Here is a 15,943-nt window from a genome sequence, read left to right as displayed (position 1 = left end):
CTCCCTACTCCCACTCGATCGTCCCCGGCGGCTTCGACGTGACGTCGAGCACGACGCGGTTGACGTCGCGGACGCCGTTCGTGATGCGGTTCGAGATCTTCGACAGCACGTCGTACGGCAGACGCGTCCAGTCCGCCGTCATGGCGTCTTCGCTCGACACGGGGCGCAGCACGATCGGGTGACCGTAGGTGCGGCCGTCGCCCTGCACGCCCACCGAGCGCACGTCGGCCAGCAGCACGACGGGGCACTGCCAGATCTCCTGGTCGAGACCCGCCTTCGTCAGCTCTTCACGGGCGATGGCGTCGGCCTCACGCAGAATCTCGAGACGGTCAGCGGTGACCTCACCGATGATCCGGATGCCGAGACCGGGCCCCGGAAACGGCTGACGTCCGACGATCGCCTCGGGGATTCCGAGCTCGCGGCCGATCGCTCGCACCTCGTCCTTGAACAGCGCGCGCAGCGGCTCGATCAGCTCGAAGTCGAGGTCGTCGGGAAGGCCGCCCACGTTGTGGTGCGACTTGATGTTCGCGGTGCCCGCACCGCCGCCGGACTCGACGACGTCGGGGTAGAGCGTGCCCTGCACGAGGAACTTCACCGGAGCGCCGCCCGAAGCCTTCGCCTCGGCGACGAGGTCGAGCTGCACCTTCTCGAACGCGCGGATGAACTCGCGGCCGATGATCTTGCGCTTCTCCTCCGGGTCGGTCACTCCCTCGAGGTGACCGAGGAAGGTCTCTGCCGCGTCGACGGTGATGAGACGCACACCGGTGGACTCGACGTAGTCGTTCTCGACCTGCTCGCGCTCTCCCTTGCGGAGGAGGCCATGGTCGACGAAGACGGCGGTCAGCTGGTCGCCGATCGCCTTGTGCACGAGTGCCGTGGAGACCGCGGAGTCGACGCCGCCGGAGAGAGCGGAGATGACACGGGCGTCACCGACCTGCTCGCGGATGCGCTCGATCTGCTCGGCGATCACGTTGCCGCTGTTCCAGTCGGAGGCGAGCCCCGCACCCTTGTGCAGGAAGTTCTCGATCACGCGCTGGCCGTGGTCAGAGTGCTTGACCTCCGGGTGCCACTGCACGCCGTAGAACCCGCGCTCCTCGTTCGCGAACGCCGCGACCTTCGTGGCCTCGGTCGTGGCGAGCACGTCGAAGCCCTCAGGCGCCGTGGCGACCTGGTCACCGTGGCTCATCCACACGTTCTGCTCCGCCGGCTGACCGCCGAGCAGCGTGCCGCCGTCGCCGGAGATCGCGGCGTCCGTCGCGCCGTACTCGCGCAGTCCGGTGTGCGCGACCTCGCCGCCGAGCGTCTGGGCCATGTACTGGAAGCCGTAGCAGATGCCGAGCGTCGGGACGCCGAGGTCGAAGACCGCCGGGTCGAGCTTCGGCGCGCCCTCTTCGTACACGGACGAGGGCCCGCCGGAGAGGATGATCGCGACGGGGTTCTTGGCGGCGATCTCCTCGGCCGTGGCGGTGTGCGGCACGATCTCGCTGTACACACCCGCTTCGCGGACTCGACGGGCGATCAGCTGCGCGTACTGCGCGCCGAAGTCGACGACGAGCGCAGGACGCTGCTGGGTCTCGGACTGTTCGGTCAACGGACACCTTCCGGGGCGGGGGTGGAGGCCTCGGCGGCCTCTCGGGTGGCGAGATAGGTCTTGACCTCACGGGCGACGACCGCCTCCATGAAGAACGACAGCAGCGGGATGACACCGCCGAGCGCGAGGAGGATGAAGCGCGGGAAGCGCCAGCGCATCAGGCTCCACATGCGGAAGCACGCGAAGAGGTAGACGACGTAGAACCAGCCGTGCGCCACCAGGATGAACAGCGAGAGGTTGAACCCGTCGCCGAGCGAGGTCATCTCGCAGGAGTTGGTCATCGGGGCGAACAGCGACCACCACTGGCAGTCGGGGCCGGCGAGCACGCCGGCGAACCAGAGCGGTCCTCCGGAGCCTCCCATGAAGAGCTCGAGGTGGATCGGCGTGTACTTCAGCACCATCTCGGTCAGCAGCAGGAGCAGCATGACTCCTGTGATGATCGACGCGATCTGGTAGAACTTCAGCGCACCGCGGATCGCCGGAAAGCTGGCGACTTTCGGTTCGGGCATGCGTCCAGTCTAGCCGCCGGGAAATCGTGCCGATTCCGGCCTCCGAGGCATCGGTCAGGAATCGAGAAGCAGGTCGTCCAGCGCCTCCGTAGCGTCTTCTGCATGAACACCACGATCGATTCCCTCACCCTCGACGTTCCCGATGTGGACGCCGCCCGCTCCTTCTACGCGCGGGCCTTCGACCTCGGCGATCGTCTGCATTTCCGAACCGCAGATGCCGAGACCTCGGGCTTCCGCGGTTTCACCCTCTCGCTGGTCGTCTCCCAGCCGGCGAACGTGCACGCCCTGATCGATGCGGCCGTCGCCGCTGGGGCCACCGTGATCAAGCCCGTCTCGAAGTCCCTGTGGGGCGTCGGCGGCACGATCCAGGCCCCGGACGGCACGATCTGGAAGGTCGCCACCTCGGCGAAGAAGGACACGGCCGCGCCGAGCCGCACGGTCGACGAGATCATCCTGCTGCTCGGCGCCGCGGACGTGGTCGCCTCGAAAACGTTCTATGCGGACCGCGGCATCCCCGTCGGCAAGAGCTTCGGGCGCAGTTACGTGCAGTTCGACACGGGGTCGGGACCGATCGGCCTCGGCCTCTACCGACATGCCTCGCTCGCCAAGGACGCAGGCGTTCCAGCAGAGGGCTCCGGTTCGCATCGGATCACGGTCAACGGCGTGCTCGGCGCGGCCGTCGACCCAGACGGCTTCGTCTGGGCTCCGGTCGCGGTGACAGCCTGACACGGAGACAAGACGACGAAGGCCGCCGGGATCGCTCCCGACGGCCTTCGCCTGTGTCATCCGACTAGCGGATCAGAAACACTCTTCCCCGATCAGAACCACCGGGTGAGCAGCTCCCAGAGCCAGTCGAGGATCGCACCGATGATGCCGCCGGCGCGGTTGACGGTGACCGTGGCGGTCGCCGCATCCCCGTCGGCCTGAGACGCCGCCACGGTGTACTTGCCCGACGGCGCGCTCTTCGGCACGGTGACCTGGGTGCTGAACGTGCCGTCCGCCCCCACCTGGACCGTGCCGACCTGGACCGGCTTGCCCTTCTTCGGCCGCAGCTCGATGTTCACCGTCTCACCGGGCACGTAGCCTTCGCCGGTGACCTTGAGGTTCTTGCCCGCTGCCACCTTGGAAGACCCCAGGGTGATCGTGCCGGCGAACTCCTCCTCACCGGCGATCGTGAACGGCACCTGCACCGTCGTTCCGGTTCCGGCGACCGCGACGGTCAGGACCTGCTCGCCGAAGACGCCCGACGGAACAGTGAATGTCAGGCTCGCGCGCCCGCCCTCATCGGTGGTGTCGACCACGGCCGGGTCGACGGCTCCGGTGGCGAGCACCGTGTCGCCCAGCGAGAGCGTCACCTCGCCCGGTGCCGGCTCACCCGCGCTGAAGGCCAGCGAGGAGAGCGACACCGTCACCTGGTCGCCGGCGCTGTAGCCGTCGGCATCCGCCGCGCTGACAGCGACACCGACTGCCCGCTGGGCGTAGTCGGGGCTCGCGGTCTTGTTCGCGTCGAACCAGTCGACCATCGACTGCAGGTCGATCTTGCCGGTGTCGCGCTTGCCCGCGCCCTCCTTGAAGGTGAAGAAGTTGTCTCCACCCGCGGCGAGGAACGAGTTGGCGGCGACCGTGTAGTTCGCCGCCGGGTCGACCGGCGTGCCGTTGAGCGTGATCGACGTGATCCGCGAGCCCTGTGCCGCGGCGGGGTCGTAGGTGTAGACCAGCCCCTCCGAGACTCCGAGCTTCAAGAACGGACGCGCAGAACCCGCCGGCTGCCACTGCTCCTCGAGCACGCCCTTCAGCTGCGCACCGGTGAGCGTCAGCGTCACCAGCGTGTTGGCGAACGGCTGTACCGTCGCCGCCTCGCGATAGGTGACGTTGCCTGCGGGATCGTTCGCGTTGGACGAGGCGTAGGTGAGGTTCGCGCGGATGCCGCCGGGGTTCATGAGCGCCAGGTCGGCGCCCGTGGACCACTGCTGCACGTCGGCGACGAAGTTGCCGATGGTGGACTCGCCACCGCGGTTCTCCGTCTTGCCGTCGCTCTGGCGCGCCCGGTTGAAGTCGGCGGTGATGTCGCCGACCTTGATCGCGCCCAGGATGTCGGCCTCGGCCTTGGCCTGGTCGACGATCGTCTGTACCTCCGGCACCGCCGGATACAGCGGCTTGCCCGCAGCGGTGAGGGGCTTGATCTCGTTGGTGATCGAGATCAGGTCCTTCGTCTTCGGGTCGACCTTGATGTTCATCAGGCCCAGGTTCTCGCCGTACTGCCCCGCGGAGACGACCGGGCGGCCGTCGATCACGTGGTTGTACGCGAGGTGGGTGTGCGCCGACACGATCGCGTCCACGTCGTCGTCGACGCCGTAGACGATCTCGCCGAGGGGCGAATCCGGAGTGATGCTCGACAGCTCGACGCTGGATGCGCCCTCGTGTACGAGCAGGATGACGACATCCGCCTCACCGTTGGACTCGTCACCGTCGCGCAGATCGTCGGCCACCGCGTTCACGGAATCGACGATGCTGCGGACCTCGAGATCCTTGATGCCCTCGGGCGAGACGAGCGAGTCGAGGTCTTCGGTCACCGCTCCGACGAAGCCGACCTTCACGCCGTCGAGTTCCTTCACCCAGGCCGGTGCGAGCGCGGGCTCGCCGGTCTCGGTGACGAACACGTTCGACGAGATGTACTCCCAGTCCGCGCGCTCCTGCACGCGGTCGCGCAGATCTTCCCAGCCCTGGTCGAACTCGTGGTTGCCCGCAGCGCTGACATCGAGACCGGCCGCGTTCAGCGCGTCGATCGTCGGGTTGTCGTCGTTGATGAACGAGGTGAACGTCGACGCACCGATCAGGTCGCCGGCACCGGCGAAGATCGTGTTCGGGTTCGCGTCGCGGAACTGCTTCACGGCTCCCGCGAGGACGGCGGCACCGGCGGCGGCACCGTCGGCCTCGACCCGGCCGTGGAAGTCGTTGACCGTGACGACGTCGATGCTCACCGGCGGGATCTCCGAGGAGACGCCGACGATGATCGGGTCATGGTCGCTGGAGCGGTAGGGCGTGCCCTCCTCGGTGGCGCCGTACGCGTAGCCGCGGTCGCTCCACTCCGGCGAGTTGATGCCCCACACGCCCGCGCCCGTGATCGACGACACGAGCGACGGCGACGCGATCACGTGGTCCAGCGAGCCGAGCTCGCCGTCGAACGTGTACGTGTACTGGCCATCGGTCTTGTCGGCGACGAGGTCGCTCCACCCGTTCGACGTGAACACGTCGATCGGGTCCTCCTTGCCGTAGGCGTTGAAGTCGCCGATCAGCAGCATGTTGCTGCTGCCGGTCGTCTCCTCGAGCTCAGCGGTGAAGGCGAGGATCGCATTCGCCTGCTTCACGCGGTCGGCGTTGAAGAAGCCCTGTCCGTCGGCCGGCTCGGCACCTGCGCCCTCGGGCGGTGACTTCGACTTCAGGTGGTTCGCCACCACGGTCACGACGCGACCGTCGATGTCGAACGCCTGCGCGATCGGCTCGCGGGCGTTGCCCCACACGGTCTCGTCGGTGACCGTGGCGCTGTCGCCCACGGTCTCGACGGCGTCTTTCTTGTAGATGATCGCGTTGGTGATGAAGTCGGTCGTCGCCGCGTCGTTCAGCGCGGCGGGCGTGGGAACGTAGCCCCACACGTCGCTGCCGGCGTCGGCGTTGAGGCCGGCGACCAGATCCTTGAGCGCCGTGTCGACGGGCTTGCCGAGCTTCACCGAGTTCTCGATCTCCATGAGGGAGACGATCTCGGCGTCGAGTCCGTTGATCGCCGCGACGATCTTGGACTTCTGGATCGCGAACTGCGCCGCGTTCGCGGCCCCGCGGGCGTTCGAGTTCTCACTCTTCAGCGTCGTGAAGTAGTTGTAGACGTTGAACGACGCGACCTGCACGTCGCCGCCCACCTCGGGCGCGGACTCGGTGCGCGGGTTCGTCGCCTCGAAGCCGACCTTGAGGTCTGCGGACGAGGAGTCGTCGATCGGCACGACGGGCTGCAGACGCCAGTCGTTGAAGCCCCACTGCAGCACATAGCCGTTGTCGCCGAAGTCGACCGTGTCGCCGTTGCGGACGACGGCATCCTTCGTGAAGTACGGCTGCTCGCCCGGGTGTCCGCTGTTGGACACCTGGATGGACCAGCCGTCGTCGAGCAGGATGCGGTTGGCGCGGTTGGCCGCGGCGATCGCCGCCGCCTCGTCGCCGGGACGCGTGGTCTCGGTGCTCTTCACCGCGAGGTCTGCACCGGCGTTCAGCCACAGCGTGCCGAAGTTGAAGAGCTGGTGGCTGGAGGCGAGACGGTAGCTGCCCTCGGGAGCCACGTACATGTTCTCGTACTGCTCGCGGTCGGCACCCTGCACCGTGGCGGGCAGCGGCGTGACGGCAGGAACGCCGACGCCGGCGGTCAGCACCTCGATGTCGGCTGCTGCGGCCGGGCTGAGCTGTGTCTGCCCGAAGTACTCGCTCACGGAGCCGGTGACCGAGACGAGGTCTCCGATCTCGAGGCTCGGAGACAGAGCGTTCAGGAAGACGAACACGCCGTCGGAGGCACCGGGAGTCGCGTCCGCCGCGCCGCCGGAGCCCTGCGTCTGGATGACGATGCCCTTGTAGCCGCCGGTGCGGTAGTCGGCCGTGACGACGCCTTCGACCTGCACGGTCTTGCCGCTCAGCGGAGAGACATCGGTGGTGCCCTGCACCTCGGCGATCGTCGCCTTCGTCGGCTCGCCGCCCGGGTCGGTGCCCGGGTCGGTGTCGCCGGAGTTCTGCGGGGTGATCGTGGCCGAGAGTGTGAAGTCGGCGCTGTTGTCGTCGGTGTCGACGCCGTCGGTGCGGTTCAGCGACTTCACGTCGGTGTTGCCGGCGGGCGGGGTAGCCGCCTTGGTCTCGAACGTGTTGGAGGTGCCGTAGCCGAGCAGGTCGACCACGCCGTCGACGCCCACGACCGAACCGGGAGTGAGAGTCACCGCCGCCGTGCCCTCGACGAGCGCCAGCGTTCCTGTGGTGCCGCTCGGGGTCAGTGTGCTCGTGGCGTCCGGAGCGGGCAGTTCGGCGCCGTTCGCGCCGTTGCTGTTGCCCTGCACGAGGTAGTGGCCGCCGGCCGGGATCACGCCGGAGAGCGTGGCGACGCCGTTGGCGGCGCCGGTCCCGGTGCCGGAGCGGTACTGCAGCGACATGCCGTCGAGGGTGATCGGCGCCGAGGTCGGGTTGTAGAGCTCGACGAACTTGTTCTTGAACGCCGCCCCCGCGCTGCCGCCGGAGAGATACGCCTCGTTGATCACCACCCCCGTGCCGGTGGTGTCGGCGGTGGCGGGCACAGCGGCCAGCGAGCCGAGGCTCAACGTGGCGACGCAGGTCACGGCGAGAGCGCCGATGCGCCCCCGACTTCTACGGTGCGAGACGGAACCCATGCGGTTCTCGTCGTCTGGAGCGGACATCATCGGTGCTGTCTCCTCGGTCGGGTTCGACACTTCTCAGGACTGACGCTGCACACAGGGGAAACTCCCAGCATGCTCACATGGTGCGAGCATACGTAGCGGTCCGGACATCCTCAACGGAGTTTTCCGATTCGTCATCGAGCGCTCACCGGATGGCCTCGACGACCCCTGACGAAGGTCGCTATCGCGAGGCGGCGGCACGCAATTGCGCAGCGTGACGCGCGCGGATGCGCGGATCGATCAGACGGTTTCCGCCGCGGCCGCGTCTTCGAACTCCTCGACCTCGCGCTCCCAGGCATCCTTCGCGAGGCGATACCAGAGGTAGAACGCGAACCCCGCGAAGATCGCCCACTCCACCGCGTAGAAGACGTTGAGCCAGTTCACCGGCGACATCTCCTCGGGGGCCGGCGACGAGATGTCGACCAGACCGGCCGTCGCCGTCGTCGAGGCCAGGTAGGGGCGGTAGACGTCGAGCTGCTCGATGTCGTGCCAACGGCTGAGGAGGGCCGCGGGCGACATCCGATCCAGTTGCTCGGGATCGGAATGCGGCGGGACCTGGGGGCCCTCGTCCGAGATGATGCGCCCGGTGATATCGACAGGAGAGCCGTCGGCACCCGCCTCGAGCTCCTTCACCGCAGCGTCCGCGGTGGCCCGGTCCGGCGCCCAACCGATCGCGACCGCGATGGAGGTGCGCTCGTCGACGCGCAGCTGCCCGGTGACCCAGTAGCCCTGGACGTCGTCGTTGAACCGGCTCGACACGACGATGAAGTCCTCGGGAACCCAGACACCGGAGGTCTCCACACGCTGCCCCACGAGCGGCTCGGGAAGATACTGGCCCGGTTCGAGGACCTCGGTGAGCTGCTGCACCTGCTCGGTGGCGCCGGGGTCGGGCGGATCCGTCTCGATCGCACGCTCGAGCTGCCACTGCCCGAGCCAGGCGAACACGCCGGCGACGAGGAGGCAGAGCAGCAGCATGCCGATCCAGCGTCCCCGGAGCATAACCTCACGCAGGGTCGGGGGGAACAGAGCAGGAGTCGTCACGGTGGTGCGCTGAACCTCAGGCCTCGTACGGTGCGAGCACGACCTCGACCCGCTGGAACTCCTTGAGGTCGGAGTATCCGGTGGTCGCCATCGACTTTCGCAGCGCACCGATCAGGTTCGCGGTGCCGTCGGCGACCGGCGCGGGGCCGTAGAGGATCTCTTCGAGCGTGCCGATGCCGCCGACCTCGACCCGACGACCGCGCGGGAGCTTCGGGTGGTGGGCTTCGGGACCCCAGTGGAATCCGCGGCCGGGCGCATCGGTGGCGCGGGCCAGCGCGACGCCGAGCATGACGGCGTCCGCCCCCATGGCGAGCGCCTTGACGATGTCGCCCGAGGTGCCGACGCCGCCGTCGGCGATCACGTGCACGTAGCGGCCACCGGATTCGTCGAGGTAGTCACGGCGCGCGGCGGCGACGTCGGAGACCGCGGTCGCCATCGGCGCGTGGATGCCGAGGGTCGCGCGGGTCGTGGACGCCGCTCCCCCGCCGAAGCCGACGAGGACGCCGGCTGCTCCGGTGCGCATGAGATGCAGTGCCGCGGTGTAGGTGGCGGCTCCGCCGACGATGACGGGGACGTCGAGGTCGTAGATGAACTTCTTGAGGTTGAGGGGCTCGGCGACGCTGGACACGTGCTCGGCGGAGACCGTGGTGCCGCGGATGACGAACAGGTCGACGCCGGCGCGGGCGACGGTGTCGTAGAACTCCTGCGTGCGCTGCGGCGTGAGCGAGCCCGCCACCGTGACGCCGGCCTCGCGGATCTCCGCGAGGCGACGGGTGATGAGCTCGGGCTTGATCGGCTCGGCGTACAGCTCCTGCATGCGGACCGTGGCCGTGCCCTCGTCGAGACCGGCGATCTCGGCGAGCAGCGGCTCCGGGCTCTCGTACCGGGTCCACAGACCCTCGAGGTCGAGCACACCCAGTCCGCCCAGCTGACCCAGCATGATCGCGGTCTGCGGGCTGACGACGGAGTCCATGGGGGCTCCGAGCACCGGGATGCCGAAGCCGAAGGCGTCGATCGTCCAGGCGGTCGACACGTCCTCCGGGTTGCGCGTGCGCCGAGACGGCACCACCGCGATGTCATCGAACGTGTACGCGCGACGTGCGCGCTTTCCTCGGCCGAGCTCGATCTCCATGGTCACCCCTCCAGCCTACCCGGGCGCGGCGGTCGACTCGGGCAGAGCTCGAAGCGTCGCGGAACGGCGACAGCGCTCGAAGACATCGAGCACCGAGTGCACCGCCTTTCACCCGGATGGGGGGATGACCGACCTTCCCATCGCCAGCGATCGTTGGCCTGCGGGATCCGAGCGGGTCCCGTTCTCTATGAGAGGTGACTTCATGACCCTGTGGGCCAGTTTCTGGGACATCGTCTGGTGGTTCCTGGCGGTGTTCGTCCTGTTCGCGTACCTGTTCGCGCTGTTCGCGATCATCACGGACCTGTTCCGCGATCACAAGCTGAACGGGTGGGCGAAGGCGGCCTGGCTGCTCTTCCTTGTCTTCGTCCCGTTCCTCACCGCGCTGATCTACCTGATCGCCCGCGGTGGAGGGATGGCGGAACGCGGCGTCCGCGAAACGCAGGCCGCGCAATCCGCCGCCGCCGACTACATCAAGTCCGTGGCCGGCAGCAGCCCGAGCGACGAGATCGCGAAGGCGAAGGCCCTCCTCGACGGCGGCACCATCACCGCTGCGGAGTACGAGCAGATCAAGACGCGCGTGCTCGCGGGCTGATCCGAGGCGAAGCAGGGGCTCGTGGTCTCACGCGACGGCGAGCCCCTCCCCGTGTCGATCCGGTCAGAGCAGACCGACACGGCGAGCAGCCTCGACCGCCTCGGCACGTCCGTTGACCTGGAGCTTGCTGTAGATGCTTCGCAGCTTTGACTTGACGGTGTTGGCGCTGACGTACCGACGCCCTGCGATCTCGGCGATGCTCTGGTGGGCGGGAAGCTCCCGCAGCAACTCCTGTTCCCGCGCCGTGAGCTTCGCGATCGTGACGGTCGCGGCCTTCTCCGACATCGCCATGTCCGGATGCGCGAGGATCTCCTCTGCCACAGGCCGCCACGCCCCCAACCGTTCGATGCGTGCACGCAGCACGACCGACGGCTCGTTCCCCTCCTGGAGGAACGGCCGCACGGCCCCCAGCGGCGCCGCGCACATCAGCGCGTTCAGGATCGCCGCGGTCGCCGACGAGTCACGTCTGTGGCGGTGCGCGTGAACGGCAAGAGCCACCCAGGCAGAGGCCAGAGCCAGCGGGGTGAATCGTGGAGCACCGCCCGCCAAGGCCTCACGGAGGACGTGATCGCCCTCACGGTTCGGATGCCGGAGGAAAGCCGCTGTCGCCGATTCGACGCTGTATTCGCCGAGTACACGACGACAGCGCGCCAGGAGCCGGTCTGCCAGCGGCACGTCGCCCTGGCGGATGGCGGACCCGATCGCAGGAACCACGGCATAGGCGAGGCTGGAGACCGTATCGGAGAGGTCGTTCTCGATCAGAGCCACCACCCGCGCGAGCGCGGCGCCGCCCCCACGACGAGTGAGCTCGTCGAGCGCGAGGAGCATCTGCGTCAAATGGTCGAGGCGTGCGCCGGCACGAGGACTCCAGTGCTCCAGCACGCTCGTCGAGAGAGGGTCGGCCCGGTGATAGGCACGCGTCGCCTGGAGGCAGACGGCGCGCGCAGCCACGGTATCCCGCTCATCGGCGCCACTGAGCCGGTCACGTTCGATCTGGAGGAGGACAGGCTCCATGTCGACCCGACTCGGCGCCCGGGAGACGATCGACAGCGCACTCTCCAGGATGAGCATCCGCAACCACCGCAGTTCCGAGGTGTCGGCGGTCGGCGAGCCGAGGTGCACGAGCGCCGCGCTCATGTTGTCGTTCATCTCGCCATCCACCCCTCCCGTGGTCCACACCTGCACATACTCGAGAAGGAGTGCGGTTCCGCGGGAGCAGGACGCGTCGACGGCTAGTGGCGGCCGGTCCCGCATGTCGCCCCGCCGCCGATTCGCGTGCGCCCACAGCGCGTCCACGATCTCGTCCACGGCGGTCCGCTCAGCCCTCCGCTGGGCGTGGGTGCGGACACGGAGGAGCTGCGCTGCCCCTGGGCGATCGGGGAAGTGCGGAATCGCGAGAAGCAGCCCCATATCCGCCTCCAGCCTCTCGCGGTCCCGGGGCGCGACCGCGCGAACGGCACGCATCACCGGGCCGGATTCGCCTTGGAAGATCAACTCGTAGCCGTGCTGATCGAGGAAGGCGGCGAGCGCGGCCGCGTCTGCGGCCCGGACTGTCTGAGCGAGGGCGCTGCGCAGATCGCCCCTCGCCGAGAACCACCGCGCCGCTGCTGCGTGGGCGCTGTTCGCCCGTGGGAGATCGCGTCGTCGCTGCTCTGCGGCGAGAAACGCCCAGAGGATGGGATGGAACCGATACGAATCCGCGTCCTGTCGCATCACGAGCGAGTTGGCACAGGCGAGCTGCTCGAGAACACGACCGGCGTCGGGACTCCCCGTCACCGTGACGGCGAGTGCTGCCGATACCGTCGGCGCGACAGCCGACCAGACGAGCACTTCTTCCTGCTCCGGATCGAGAGCGGACAGCACCTCGGTGACGAGATAGTCGGCGACAGGGCGACTGTCGCCGTCGAACCGATCCACCACCGAGCCGTCGCCCGTCTCCCGCAGACGGCGCACGAGCACGAGTGCGGTCGCCCACCCACCGGTGCGGGCGAGGAGACCGCGGAGCTGCTTCCCGGTGGGGGCTGTCACATCCGCGAGAAGGCTGGTCGCCTCGTCGGCGGTGAAGGCGAGATCGGCACCGGAGATCTCGCTGGTTCGCACCCACCTGGCGGGCGACACCGGAAGTGCATCGAATCTGCCGGCGAGAACCACCCGAAGGCGGCCATCGCCGCTGTCGACCGCCGCCGCGATGGCCTCCCGCGCTTGCGCCGACGGCCGATCCAGCTGGTCGATCACGAGATACACCCGGGAGGCACCTGCCGCCCTGCTCCGCTGGATCGCGTCGAACACCTGTGCCTCATCGGCGGCATCTGCGAAACACACCAGGCCGTCGACGGTGGCCATCCACTGCCGGAGAAGCACGGACTTGCCCGAGCCGGCGGGAGCCCAGATACCCACGACCCTGATCTCACGCTCGAAGGCGTCGAAGATCCGCCGCAACCGAGGTCGGTCGACCAGGCCGCTCCGTTGCAGGAGCGCAACCACTGATCCGTGTGCGTGAGTGATGTCCCCGAGATCTATCATCTCGGTATTATTTCACCCTTTACTCGCGGACTCGCGTCGGTCGTGGTTCTGCTCTCGTCAGCGCGTCCGAGCGACCCGCTTCTCGTCCCACACGGGCTCGTCCGATTCGTAGACGTCGCCGTCCGACCCGAAGACCAGGAAACGGTCGAACGACCGGGCGAACCAGCGGTCGTGCGTCACCGCCAGCACGGTCCCCTCGAATCGCGCCAGGGCCTGCTCCAGCGCCTCGGCCGATTCCAGATCGAGGTTGTCGGTGGGTTCGTCCAGCAGCAGCAGCGTCGCCCCGGACAGCTCGAGCAGCAGCACCTGGAACCGCGCCTGCTGCCCGCCCGACAGCGAGTCGAACGTCTGCTGCGCCTGCCGCACGAGGCCGTACCGATCGAGCGCCGAACTCGCGGCATCCCGCGGCATCCCCGCCCGACGGTCGTCGCCGCGGTGCAGGATCTCCAGCAGCGTGCGCCCGACGAACTCCGGATGCGCGTGAGTCTGGGCGAACAGTCCGGGCACGACACGTGCGCCGAGAGTCGCCGTGCCGGTGTGCGCCACCGTGGTCACCTGCTCTCCTGTCGACGTGACGTGACCGAGCGTGGCATCAGGGTCGCTGCCGCCACGGGCGAGCAACCGCAGGAAGTGCGACTTGCCCGATCCGTTGGAACCGAGCACTGCGACCCGGTCGCCGTACCAGACCTCCGCGTCGAAGGGACGCATGAGCCCGGTCAGCTCGAGACGCTGTGCGACCACGGCCCGCTTGCCGGTGCGTGCGCCGCGCAGACGCATGTCGAAGTCCTGCGTGGGCGGACGCTCCTCGGGCGGGCCCGCCTCCTCGAACTTGCGCAGGCGCGTCTGCGCCGCCTGATATCGCGACGCGAACCCGTCGTTCGCCGACGCCTTGACTTTGAGGTTCGCGACGAGGGTGCGCAGCTTCTCGTGCTGCTCGTCCCAGCGCCGACGCAGCTCGTCCAGTCGGTCCATCCGGTCGGTCCGCGCCTGCTGATACGTCGAGAAGCCTCCGCCGTGCACCCATGCCGTGGCACCGGCGCCGCCGGGCTCCAGCGTGATCAGGCGGTCGACGGCGCGTGCGAGCAACTCGCGGTCGTGCGACACGAGCAGCACGGTCTTCGGCGTCTGACGCAGCTGCTCCTCCAGCCACCGCTTCGTCGGCACGTCGAGGTAGTTGTCCGGCTCGTCGAGCAGCAGCACCTCATCGGGTCCGCGCAGCAGGGCTTCGAGCGCGAGCCGCTTCTGCTCACCCCCCGAGAGGGTGGTGAGTTCGCGATACCGCGCCCGCTCGAACGGCACGCCGAGCGCCGCGACCGTGCACTGATCCCAGACGGTCTCGTGTTCGTATCCACCGGCATCCGCGTACTCGGCGATCGCCGTGGCGTAGGCCATCTGCGTGTCGTGCTCGTCGCGTTCGATCAGTGCGTTCTCGGCGGCCTCGAGAGCCTCGGCCGCCGCGCGGATGCGAGCCGGCGCTACGCGCACCAGCAGCTGGTGCACGGTCTCGCCCGCCTCGCCGTGACCGACGAACTGGTCCATGACACCGAGACCGCCATCGATCGTGACCACGCCGTCATCGGCGGGCTGATCACCGCGGATGATGCGCAGCAGAGTGGTCTTGCCCGCCCCGTTCGGTCCGATCAGGGCGCTGGTGGAGCCTGCACCCACCCGGAACGTCGCCTCGTCGAGAAGCGGTCTGCCGTCGGGGAGCGTCAGTGAGACGCTGGAGACATCGATGTAGCCCACGGTGCGTGGCCGTCCTTCCGCCCGCGCATGCCGAGCCGACCAGGCTATCAGGCGCGGGTGCCGCGCACCGAACCGCGCTCAGCCGAGAGCGCTCGATGTCGGCACGGGCGCCGCGAAGAGGTCGAGCACCGGGCAGTGCGCATCCACGACGGCGCGCAGGTTCTCGTACTGCTCGGCGCTGTCCGGGCCCGTGATGTCGACCGAGACCCGGACATCGTGGAAACCTGCCCTCCCCGATTCGTCGATGCCGAAGAGCTTGCGCACATCGAGGTCGCCCTCCGCGGTGATCTCGATCTGGTCGATAGTGAGACCGAGCGCCTGCGCGTAGAGCCGGTACACGACCACCTGACACGAGATGAGCGCACCCAGCGCGTACTCGACGGGGCTCGCCGCCACATCGTCGCCGGCCAGCGCACCGGGCTCGTCGACCAGGAAGCGGTGCTTCCCTGCGCGGATCTCGGTGGCGACGGAGCCGATGCCCCGCCCGCTCACGCGGTAGGTGAGCTGTGCGTTCGCGGCATCCGCGGCGATCCGCTCGTTCCACGCGGTTCCGGCGTCGGTGAGTCGCCGAGCGCGTTCGGCGGGAGTGACATCGCCGATACCGGCGAGCTGGTCCTGGAGGAGAGTCATGGCCCGACGGTAGCGATCCCTGCGCTCGGGCGGCATGAGGACCGTCATCCGGCTTCACACCCGGAAACGGAGCGTCACGGACGCGACGCTCCGCCGTTCAGATCACCGCCGGAGCTGCTCGACGCGTTCAGATTCGCCCCAGGCGCGATCCGCCGTGAGCGCGACCGCGTCGAGACGCGCCGCCACCGCGAGGCACAGCCGATCGCCGAGCGAGAGGCCGCTCCCACGCTTCCACAGCCGGGCCGCCTCCTCGGCGTCACGGTGCGACACCGGCTCGACGCGCAATCGATAGCTGAGCAGCAGTCCGGACGCCACGCCCCAGTCGGCACCGGATGCGCGCACCTTCCGCGCGACCTCGGACCAGTTCGCCGCTCCGACCACCGCATCGTCGAGAACCTCCTCCACGCGATCGGCTCCGGGTTCGCCCTGCAGGAATGCGAGGAGTGCGGACGCATCCAGGACGATCACGCAGCGGCGTCGTCGGAGCTCGCGGCCGCCCGACGTTCGGCGAGGAGCGATTTCAGAACGTCTTTGCCTTCGAGCTGAGACCTGACGAGGGCCTTGGCCTGCTCGCGGGTGACCAGGATGACCCCACCCACGGTCTCGATCATCAGCAGCGGCACGCCCTGCTCCCAATGCTGGCGGCTGCGGAGCTCAGCGGGGATGACCAGCCGACCGCGATCACCCATCGGCGCGACGAACGTGGTATCCATGGATCTACGGTACCACTCATGCGCACGC

Annotated in this window: 12 protein-coding genes; 2 read left to right on the top strand and 10 right to left on the bottom strand. The window is 68.6% G+C overall.

The genetic code is table 11. The annotated features are described in order from the left end of the window. Positions 1-4: 4 nt before the first annotated feature. Positions 5-1,591 (bottom strand): glutamine-hydrolyzing GMP synthase, encoded by a 1,587-nt coding sequence (gene guaA, locus ACCO44_RS05100; protein WP_105711600.1) that lies wholly within the window; start codon positions 1,589-1,591, stop codon positions 5-7. Continuing rightward, positions 1,588-2,100 (bottom strand): DUF3817 domain-containing protein, encoded by a 513-nt coding sequence (locus ACCO44_RS05095; protein ID WP_372468720.1) that lies wholly within the window; start codon positions 2,098-2,100, stop codon positions 1,588-1,590. Before ACCO44_RS05095 ends, guaA begins: the two co-directional genes overlap by 4 nt. Positions 2,101-2,202: 102 nt before the next feature. On the opposite strand from ACCO44_RS05095, the gene ACCO44_RS05090 reads away from it, so the two are divergent. Then, positions 2,203-2,826 carry a glyoxalase gene (locus ACCO44_RS05090; RefSeq protein WP_372468718.1) on the top strand — a complete coding sequence of 208 codons (624 nt, stop codon included), beginning with the start codon at positions 2,203-2,205 and terminating at the stop codon, positions 2,824-2,826. A gap of 92 nt (positions 2,827-2,918) precedes the next feature. Here ACCO44_RS05090 and ACCO44_RS05085 read toward each other — a convergent pair whose 3' ends face one another. From ACCO44_RS05085 to ACCO44_RS05075, 3 genes are all read right to left on the bottom strand, one after another. Continuing rightward, complete coding sequence (locus tag ACCO44_RS05085; RefSeq protein ID WP_372468716.1) at positions 2,919-7,541, bottom strand: ExeM/NucH family extracellular endonuclease; 4,623 nt, start codon at positions 7,539-7,541, stop codon at positions 2,919-2,921. A 237-nt stretch (positions 7,542-7,778) separates the two neighbouring features. Then, complete coding sequence (locus ACCO44_RS05080; protein WP_051662555.1) at positions 7,779-8,537, bottom strand: SURF1 family protein; 759 nt, start codon at positions 8,535-8,537, stop codon at positions 7,779-7,781. A 58-nt stretch (positions 8,538-8,595) separates the two neighbouring features. Beyond that, positions 8,596-9,711: a GuaB3 family IMP dehydrogenase-related protein gene (locus ACCO44_RS05075; RefSeq protein WP_372469447.1), complete on the bottom strand. Its 1,116-nt coding sequence runs from the start codon at positions 9,709-9,711 to the stop codon at positions 8,596-8,598. Positions 9,712-9,913: 202 nt separating this feature from the next. Here ACCO44_RS05075 and ACCO44_RS05070 point away from each other — a divergent pair, with 202 nt between their 5' ends. After that, on the top strand, positions 9,914-10,303 hold the full coding sequence (locus ACCO44_RS05070; RefSeq protein ID WP_105711660.1) for a PLD nuclease N-terminal domain-containing protein: 390 nt from the start codon (positions 9,914-9,916) through the stop codon (positions 10,301-10,303). Between the two features lie 63 nt (positions 10,304-10,366). On the opposite strand, the gene ACCO44_RS05065 is transcribed toward ACCO44_RS05070, so the two are convergent. The 5 genes from ACCO44_RS05065 to ACCO44_RS05045 form a co-directional block, all read right to left on the bottom strand. Then, positions 10,367-12,826: a LuxR C-terminal-related transcriptional regulator gene (locus tag ACCO44_RS05065; RefSeq protein ID WP_372468714.1), complete on the bottom strand. Its 2,460-nt coding sequence runs from the start codon at positions 12,824-12,826 to the stop codon at positions 10,367-10,369. A 57-nt stretch (positions 12,827-12,883) separates the two neighbouring features. Beyond that, a complete protein-coding gene (locus ACCO44_RS05060) occupies positions 12,884-14,572 on the bottom strand; it encodes an ABC-F family ATP-binding cassette domain-containing protein (RefSeq protein ID WP_262003337.1) in 1,689 nt (562 codons plus the stop codon). Between the two features lie 78 nt (positions 14,573-14,650). Continuing rightward, positions 14,651-15,202, bottom strand: coding sequence for an OsmC family protein (locus ACCO44_RS05055; RefSeq protein ID WP_372468712.1), 552 nt, complete (start codon positions 15,200-15,202; stop codon positions 14,651-14,653). A gap of 102 nt (positions 15,203-15,304) precedes the next feature. Then, on the bottom strand, positions 15,305-15,670 hold the full coding sequence (locus tag ACCO44_RS05050) for a type II toxin-antitoxin system VapC family toxin (protein WP_372468710.1): 366 nt from the start codon (positions 15,668-15,670) through the stop codon (positions 15,305-15,307). After that, positions 15,667-15,915, bottom strand: a complete 249-nt coding sequence (locus tag ACCO44_RS05045) for an AbrB/MazE/SpoVT family DNA-binding domain-containing protein (protein WP_372468708.1) — start codon at positions 15,913-15,915, stop codon at positions 15,667-15,669. Before ACCO44_RS05045 ends, ACCO44_RS05050 begins: the two co-directional genes overlap by 4 nt. Positions 15,916-15,943: the final 28 nt, after the last annotated feature.

The sequence above is a fragment of the Microbacterium maritypicum genome (assembly GCF_041529975.1).
Classification (GTDB): Bacteria; Actinomycetota; Actinomycetes; order Actinomycetales; family Microbacteriaceae; genus Microbacterium.
Note: the sequence above shows the minus strand (reverse complement) of the source record. Positions and strands in the feature narration are given on the sequence as shown.

Coding starts and splice junctions, on each gene's coding strand:
- ACCO44_RS05045 (WP_372468708.1), bottom strand. CDS start 15,915: ATGGATACCACGTTCGTCGCGCCGATGGGTGATCGCGGTCGGCTGGTC.
- ACCO44_RS05055 (WP_372468712.1), bottom strand. CDS start 15,202: ATGACTCTCCTCCAGGACCAGCTCGCCGGTATCGGCGATGTCACTCCC.
- ACCO44_RS05065 (WP_372468714.1), bottom strand. CDS start 12,826: ATGATAGATCTCGGGGACATCACTCACGCACACGGATCAGTGGTTGCG.
- ACCO44_RS05085 (WP_372468716.1), bottom strand. CDS start 7,541: ATGATGTCCGCTCCAGACGACGAGAACCGCATGGGTTCCGTCTCGCAC.
- ACCO44_RS05070 (WP_105711660.1), top strand. CDS start 9,914: ATGACCCTGTGGGCCAGTTTCTGGGACATCGTCTGGTGGTTCCTGGCG.
- ACCO44_RS05095 (WP_372468720.1), bottom strand. CDS start 2,100: ATGCCCGAACCGAAAGTCGCCAGCTTTCCGGCGATCCGCGGTGCGCTG.
- ACCO44_RS05090 (WP_372468718.1), top strand. CDS start 2,203: ATGAACACCACGATCGATTCCCTCACCCTCGACGTTCCCGATGTGGAC.
- ACCO44_RS05075 (WP_372469447.1), bottom strand. CDS start 9,711: ATGGAGATCGAGCTCGGCCGAGGAAAGCGCGCACGTCGCGCGTACACG.
- ACCO44_RS05080 (WP_051662555.1), bottom strand. CDS start 8,537: ATGCTCCGGGGACGCTGGATCGGCATGCTGCTGCTCTGCCTCCTCGTC.